General features: G+C 45.1%; 6 protein-coding genes. All 6 read left to right on the forward strand.

Going from position 1 to position 7,619, the window contains the following annotated elements; genetic code table 11:
• Positions 1-2 precede the first annotated feature (2 nt).
• The 6 genes from C232_RS0114325 to C232_RS0114350 are packed head-to-tail and all read left to right on the forward strand — an operon-like array spanning position 3 to position 7,594.
• Complete coding sequence (locus C232_RS0114325) at positions 3-254, forward strand: EsaB/YukD family protein (RefSeq protein ID WP_018664840.1); 252 nt, start codon at positions 3-5, stop codon at positions 252-254.
• Positions 255-295: 41 nt separating this feature from the next.
• Positions 296-1,630: a type VII secretion protein EssB gene (essB, locus tag C232_RS18770; protein ID WP_018664841.1), complete on the forward strand. Its 1,335-nt coding sequence runs from the start codon at positions 296-298 to the stop codon at positions 1,628-1,630.
• A 44-nt stretch (positions 1,631-1,674) separates the two neighbouring features.
• Positions 1,675-6,213 (forward strand): type VII secretion protein EssC, encoded by a 4,539-nt coding sequence (gene essC / locus C232_RS0114335; protein WP_018664842.1) that lies wholly within the window; start codon positions 1,675-1,677, stop codon positions 6,211-6,213.
• Positions 6,206-6,607 carry a hypothetical protein gene (locus tag C232_RS0114340; protein ID WP_018664843.1) on the forward strand — a complete coding sequence of 134 codons (402 nt, stop codon included), beginning with the start codon at positions 6,206-6,208 and terminating at the stop codon, positions 6,605-6,607. The genes essC and C232_RS0114340 overlap by 8 nt, the downstream gene beginning before the upstream one ends.
• A complete protein-coding gene (locus C232_RS0114345) occupies positions 6,594-6,893 on the forward strand; it encodes a WXG100 family type VII secretion target (protein WP_018664844.1) in 300 nt (99 codons plus the stop codon). The genes C232_RS0114340 and C232_RS0114345 overlap by 14 nt, the downstream gene beginning before the upstream one ends.
• A complete protein-coding gene (locus C232_RS0114350; RefSeq protein ID WP_018664845.1) occupies positions 6,890-7,594 on the forward strand; it encodes a DUF5081 family protein in 705 nt (234 codons plus the stop codon). Before C232_RS0114345 ends, C232_RS0114350 begins: the two co-directional genes overlap by 4 nt.
• Positions 7,595-7,619 lie beyond the last annotated feature (25 nt).

The following is a 7,619-nucleotide window of genomic DNA, read 5'->3' on the forward strand; positions in this document are numbered from 1 at the left end:
CAATGCCTGTTGAAACGCATATCAATGTAACGGTTGATTTTGAAAAATGGCAAAAAGGAAAGTTTGATGTGCGGATTCCGGTTCACCAGCCGGTCCGCCTCCTGCTTCCCAATTTAATCGAGGCCTTGCGCTTGGAGATCGGGCAAGTGCCTCCTTTTGCCATTAAAATCCCTGCAAAGCAGTTATTGCTGGCAGACGATGACCGGCTCACAGATTATCCCGTCACAAACGGCGACATTTTGGTCATCCTGTAAATTTTTACATCGTCTTATTGTAGTTTTTAAAAGGGGGGGCCATGAAATTGAGTGAAAAGAGACTGACTATTAATTCAGTTGAAATGAAGTTCCTGATCGAAGCGGGGCTTTGGCAGTTGGAATTGGCGAAATCGCAAACACGGGTGAAAGATATCCGGCAATTGGCGCTGCTTAAAGAAAATTCCGACTTATTTGTCCCGGTGGAAACAGCGGAAAGCGAAGATACGTTTTCTTTTTTATTCAAGGTGGGAGAGGACCTGCATCCGTGGGAAACAGCCCGGCGCCTCAGCCGCAGCGAAAAACTCCGCTTATTGTGTAATCTGGCACGGTTCCGGAAAAGTTTTGGCACAAGAATGACGTGTTTTTTCCATCCGAATAATCTCGTCTTTGATGATAACCTCATTCCTTATGGGATATACAGGGGGATACGCGGGCTCTTGCCGCCATTTACATACGATGAAACAACCCTGCTTCTCCAATATAAATGCCTGACTGTTGCGCTTTTTTCGAAAAAATACCAATTTGATGAGCTTTTTGCCGGTTCTTTAAACCACGCAAAGGAAACGGAGTTTGAACGCCAAGTCATTGAAACGGAGGATTTTGATGCGCTGTTTCGCTTTCTTCATGCGCAATACCTCCATGAGAAAAAAACAGCGGAGAGAACGATGCAAACCGTCCCGAAAAAAAGATTCCGGCTCTTTAAACGGCTTTCATATATCATGATCGCCGTAAGTATTCTGCTGGCAGTACCGCTTGCCTACTATGCATTTGCCAGAGAGCCCTACCAGCAGCATCTTTTAAGTGCGCACCGCGATTTCCTTTCTGAAGATTACGCGGGTGTGATCAATGATTTAAACAGCGTAAACCCCGAAAAACTGCCGGCAGCGGGGAAATATATTTTAGCCTATTCTTATGTGAAGTCCGAAAATCTAAATGACGACGAGAAGACGGCGGTTATGAACAATATCAGTTTAAAAAGCGACACCAATTACTTGCTGTACTGGATCTATAACGGGCGCGGCGATTTGAATCGTTCACTCGATCTCGCCATGTATATTGACGATCCGGTCCTGATTATATATGCGTATATCAAAAAAATGGAAAAAGCAAAAAATGACCCGGATTTAAGTGGGACGGAAAGAGAAAACAAAGTGGCACAGTATGAAGCCAAGTTAAAATCGTACGGCGAAAAATACGGCCTGGAGTCCTTGATCCGTTCAGATTCTGATACAGACGACAGTACCGATAGCACAGCACCGTCCCAAAATACAAGCGGGCAAAATTCGAAAAACACTACGTCCGATCAGAAAGCTGCGGATGAAAAAGCAGATAAAACCAATGCCGGCCAGCAAAAAGACGAAAAGCAAAATAAATAGCGGCAGGCCTTAAGGCTTTATTGCAGGAGGAAAGGAAGAGATCAATGGCGCAGAAATTATTACTCGTTAGTTACGGCGATCAGCTGCATAAATGCCATTTCCAAACAGATGAGGCAAAAACCGTTGAAATCGGAAGCGGTCCGTCAGCACAGTTCCAATTTCCTGGATGGGAAGAACCGCTTGAGATCAAATGGGACGGAAAAAAATGCAAAGCCGGGGAACAAGTTTTGCCGGAAGAGACGCTTGTTACACTGAACGCCAAACACGGACCAGCCGGTGTTTATTTTATCGGTGAGCAATCCCGGCAGCGGTATGATATTTCGGACCAAACAGCGCTTACGTTTGGCAAAAGGGAGGTTGATGATGTCCAGCTTGCGGGGACAAAAGCAGATTTTGTGCTGATGCGCAAAAAGGTTGGGGATGCTTTTATCCTGCATGTTTACGAAGGCTGCATTTTTCACAATTACTTACTGGCAGAAGGAGAAGTCATGCTGGAAGCGGGTGATGAGCTTTATGTCGAAGGCGCCACAATCAAAATCGGCACGGAGGAACTTGAAATACTTGCCTCACCCGGCAGGCTGCAAACCAAACTGACGCCGCTGTTCGGCGCTGAAGACCGCTTCCCGGCTGAATATCCGGATTACCACCGTTCACCGCGGATCATCTACCGCGAACCGGCCGATAAACGGAAAATTGCCAAACCATCGGCGAAACCAAGCAAACCGAGCGAACAGCTTGCCCGTGTGATTGTCCCGCCGCTAGTCATGGTGGCTGCATTTGTGGTTGTCTCAATCTTCCAGCGCAATGGTATTTATTTGATTATCATGCTTTCCATGACAATCGTAACTGTCATTTTTGCGATCACGTCTTATGTGAAAGATTTGAAGAAATACCGGCAGGACCTGAAAGAACGGGATAAAAGCTACCGGGATTATTTAAAAAACAAAACGCATGAATTATATCAAGCGAGTGAAGAACAACGGCACGCGCTGTATTACCATTATCCGGACATTGAACAAATCAGGGAAATGGCCATTCGCACAGACCCGCGCATTTATGAAAAAACGATGTTCCACCATGATTTTCTGATGTACCGGGCAGGCATAGGAAATGTGGATTCCAGCTTCCCAATCGAATTTAATCTTGAAGAATTCACGCAGGACAAAGACGAGCTCATTGATGAAGCCCGCAAGCTCTGGTTACAGTACCTGACGCTTGAAAACGTGCCGCTTGCCGTATCGCTGGCAAACGGCCCTGTCGGCTACATCGGCCAGCGCCATCTGGTCCTTGAACAGCTGCAGCTGATGGCCGCGCAAATCGCTTTGTTCCACAGCTATCATGAAGTCCAATTCGTCACAATTTTTCCGGAAGAAGAAAAGGAAAAATGGAATTGGATGCGCTGGCTGCCGCATGCGAAACTCGGCGATATAAATGTCCGCGGTTTTGTCTGCCATGAACGGTCCCGCGACCAGGTTCTGAATTCACTGTACCAAATTTTAAAAGAACGGAAACTAACGGTTGCGGAAAAAGGCAATAAAAGCGAAAAAATCTATTTTTCACCGCACTTTGTTATTTTGATTACCGATGAAAAAATCATTTTGGATCATACCATTATGGAATACTTCAATGAAGATCCATCCGACATTGGTGTTTCGCTCGTCTTTGTGGAAGATGTCATGCAGTCTTTGCCGGAACATGCCAAAACAGTCATTGATATCCGTGATGCCCAGCATGGCAACATTATCCTTGAAAATGGCGAACTGGTTAATCAACATTTTGTGCCCGATCATTTCCCGGATGGATTCAATAAGGAAGATATTTCCCGGGCACTGGCGCCATTAAATCATCTGCAAAACTTAAAAAATTCAATTCCGGAAAGTGTGACATTCCTTGAAATGTACGGTGTGGAAAGGGTGGAAGAGCTCGGCCTTGAGCAGCGCTGGACCCGGAATGAAACGTATAAAAGCCTTGCAGTCCCGCTCGGGTTGCGCGGAAAAGAAGATATTGTCCAGTTGAATCTTCATGAAAAAGCACACGGCCCGCATGGCTTGATTGCAGGTACTACCGGTTCAGGGAAATCAGAAATCATTCAATCTTATATTCTATCGCTTGCAGTGAATTTTCACCCGTACGAAGTTGCTTTTTTGTTAATTGACTATAAAGGCGGCGGGATGGCAAACCTGTTTCGGAAGCTGCCGCATCTGCTTGGCACAATCACGAACCTCGATGGCGCCCAGTCGATGCGCGCACTGGCCTCGATTAAAGCGGAACTGCAAAAACGCCAGCGCTTATTCGGCGAATATAATGTCAACCATATCAATCAATATCAAAAACTGTTTAAGTCGGGGGAAGCAAAGGAACCAATGCCGCATTTGTTTCTAATCTCGGACGAATTTGCCGAACTGAAATCGGAACAGCCGGACTTTATGAAAGAACTCGTCTCCACCGCACGCATCGGGCGTTCGCTTGGCATCCATTTGATTCTGGCGACACAGAAGCCGAGCGGAGTTGTCGATGACCAAATCTGGTCGAACTCAAAATTCAAACTGGCGCTGAAAGTCCAGAACACAAGCGACTCAATGGAGATTTTAAAAACACCGGACGCGGCCGAAATCACACTGCCGGGCCGTGCTTACCTGCAAGTCGGCAACAATGAAATTTATGAATTGTTCCAAAGCGCCTGGAGCGGGGCCAATTACGTCCCCGACCAGGATGACCAGGACATGATGGACACGACAATTTACGCAATTAACGACCTCGGCCAGTATGAGCCAATTTCCGAAGATTTAAGCGGCCTCGGCCACAAGAAAGAGATCACCAAAGTCCCGACAGAACTCGAAGCTGTCATTGACTGGATTGATGCGTACGCGGAAAAAATTGGAATTGAAGAACTGTCAAGGCCATGGCTGCCGCCGCTGGCAGAAAGGATTTATTTGCCGGAACTGCATCCGGTTGATTTTAGAAATGCCTGGCAGCAGGAAAAACAGGAAATCACAGCAACAATTGGATTTTTGGATCTTCCGGAAAAGCAGGCACAGAAGCCGCTTAAGATTGACTTGACAAAAGATGGGCATCTGGCTGTGTACGCCAGCCCAGGTTACGGGAAGTCCGTATTTCTGCAAACATTGGCGATGGATATTGCAAGACAGCACAGTCCGGAAAATGTGCATATGTATCTCATTGATTTAGGAACAAACGGGCTGCTGCCGCTGAAAAATCTTCCGCATGTCGCCGATACGATGATGGCAGATGAAGAAGTAAAGATTGGAAAACTTTTGCGGAGATTGAAAAATGAAATCAAACTTCGCAAACAAAAATTAAGCAAATACGGTGTTGCCAATATACGTATGTATGAAAAGGCAAGCGGGGAAAAAGTTCCTGCAATTCTGCTGATTATGGATACGTATGAATCTGTACTCGATGCTCCTTATAAAAACGAATTTGAAAACGTGTTGGCGCAAATCGCAAGGGAAGGCGCAGGCACAGGGATTCACCTCGCAATCAGTGCAGGGCGGCAAAGCGCATTAAGGACGCCGGTCATTGCAAATATGAAACATCAAATTTCCCTGTATATGATTGATGCTATGGAAGTCCGCAACGTTGTTGGAAAAACAGACTTGATGATTGAAGAAATTCCGGGCCGCGGTTTAATCAAATTGGATCAGCCGGCTGCATTCCAAACGGCATTGCCAGTAAAGGGAGGTGATACATTGGAAATCATTGAAAATATTCAAAGAGAATCAAGAGAAATGCGGGAAGCTTGGAAAGGTGAAACACCTATACCGATTCCAATGGTGCCTGAGACTGTCAAGTTTATGAATTTCATCTCCAGACCGAAATCAAAGGAAATCCTTTCCCAAGGTGGCATTCCGTTTGCGGTAGATTTTGAGGAAGTGGAGCCGGTAGCGCTGAATGTTGTCGATGAACAGAATACATTAATTTTAACTGATTCGGTCGATGCATTGGAGCAAACATTTTTAACATTCATCTCCAGCATTTCATTAAATGAAAAAATTGATGTGGCATTGATTGACAATGATGCTTCGGCGTTCCTTCCTTACCGTGATCATGCCAATCTGTACGCAGACAGTATGGACTCATTGGAAGTATTGGCCGCTCGTCTTCAGGAACTTTATGAGACGAGGGAAGATGCATTCAGGCGGCTTCAGACAGAAACAAACGGGCGTGCAACCATTAGGGAATTTGTAAAAGAAACACGGCCGCTCATCGTATTTGTAACAGATGTTTCATTTGTCAGTGAAACGATGCCGCTTGCGTCACAGACAATAGTTGCCGGCCTGATCGAAACGGGCCCGAGGCTTGGCATCCATTTCGTCATCGGTGGTATACCGGGCAGAATTGAAAGGCAGTATGACGATATCGCGACAGCTGTGAAAAAACAAAAATCCGGGGTCTTGATTGGACGAATTACGGACCAAAATATGCTTGAAGTGCTGAACCGTCCATACAAGGAAAAGGCCCTTGCACCTTATGAAGCGTATTATATCCGCAACGGGAAAGCCGAAAAAATTAAAATTGCTGCGCCATACCGTTCAAGAGAGGAAGTGGGCGAACATGTTTGATTTTTTTAAAACCGACACGGAAATCAAAAGGGATCATTACAAACAGTTATACGAGCATCTAAAACATACCCTCAATGATTTTGACAAAAATGTTGAAGAAGCGCACACGGCTTATGCAAGCTATACGGGCAGTGTACCGAATTTGTCCAACAAAGATATTCCTTCTAAGGATTTTGACCCGGCACGGGAAAAGTTGAATCAAAAACTAAAAAAATATTTTGATCAGGAAAAGCAAAAAAGAAGTGGATTGGTTTCAGCAAAAAATAAAGCATATGAAAAATATAACCACTATAAAAGACTCGCTGTCAAAGAAGCGGAGGAGCGGGCGGAAAAAGCCAAAAAAGAGCTAAAAGCATTTGAAGAAAGGATGGAACGACTGTATGGGAAGCGTTAAGATTGATGGCGCGAAGCTGAATGAAGCCCGATCTGCGGCAAAGGCTTTGGAGGAATCCATTAAAAGTTCAAAAGAAACATGCAGTGAGTTAATTTCCTTTCTCCATTCAGCGGAGTGGAGCGGAAAATCAAGGGATGCTTTCCTTACCTATATAGAAATCATCCATAAGTACCATTCTGAGATGGCAAAGGCTGTCGCGAAACAAACAAAAGCCTTAAATCATTTGGAATCTTATATGGGTGATTTCCAGAGTGACCCGTCTGTGAAAGAGGTGAGGAATTTATGACTGCGTCAACAGATGCGTTTAATGTGCCGGAATTGTATTTATTAGCTGCAGCTTTCGGGGGGAACGTTCTCTTTGGCCTTCCGGATAAACAAATTTATGAATTGCAGGGAGATGAAGTGTTCAAAGAAGCACGGGAACGATTGATTGAAAAGGATATTCTCACAACAGGAGGCAGGCTTACCAAAATCGGTGCGATGGTCATTCAGGCGGTGGAACATTATTACAAAAGTGAAAAGTATGTCCGGATTAACAACTTAATGTTTGCTTTTGTGGAGAAGAACCATGATAAGCTGGTTGTCTTAGTGGAGCTGGAGCAAGACAATTATCAACTGCGCCTGATCTCAAAAGCTTTTGTGCTGAAGTTATTAGGGGACCAGTTCCCGATTATCCAAAGAGAGCCTGGTGCAGGGGAACAGAACTTTTTGCGGCGGGAACTGACCAATGAAGAAAGACGGGAAGTTGAAAATTTTGAGCCTGACCAATCGTTTATGAACCTTGAAATCTTTCACTTGAATGAGAAACCGATGGAAGCCGGCAACCCAAAATTTTACGGGCAATGGCTGATATTTTTAAAAGGTGAAAAACTGATGATAGTGGATGTTCCCCGGAAAAAATATTACCGCGCAAGCCAGTACTGGTTTTTAAAATTGCTCTTTGACGAGTTGGAATTCCCGTATAAGGAGGCAAAAATCAATGGCTAATGCCAACATGGGCGGAGGCGGCTCC

This window comes from Heyndrickxia acidiproducens DSM 23148 (assembly GCF_000374345.1).
Classification (GTDB): Bacteria; Bacillota; Bacilli; order Bacillales; family Bacillaceae_C; genus Weizmannia; species Weizmannia acidiproducens.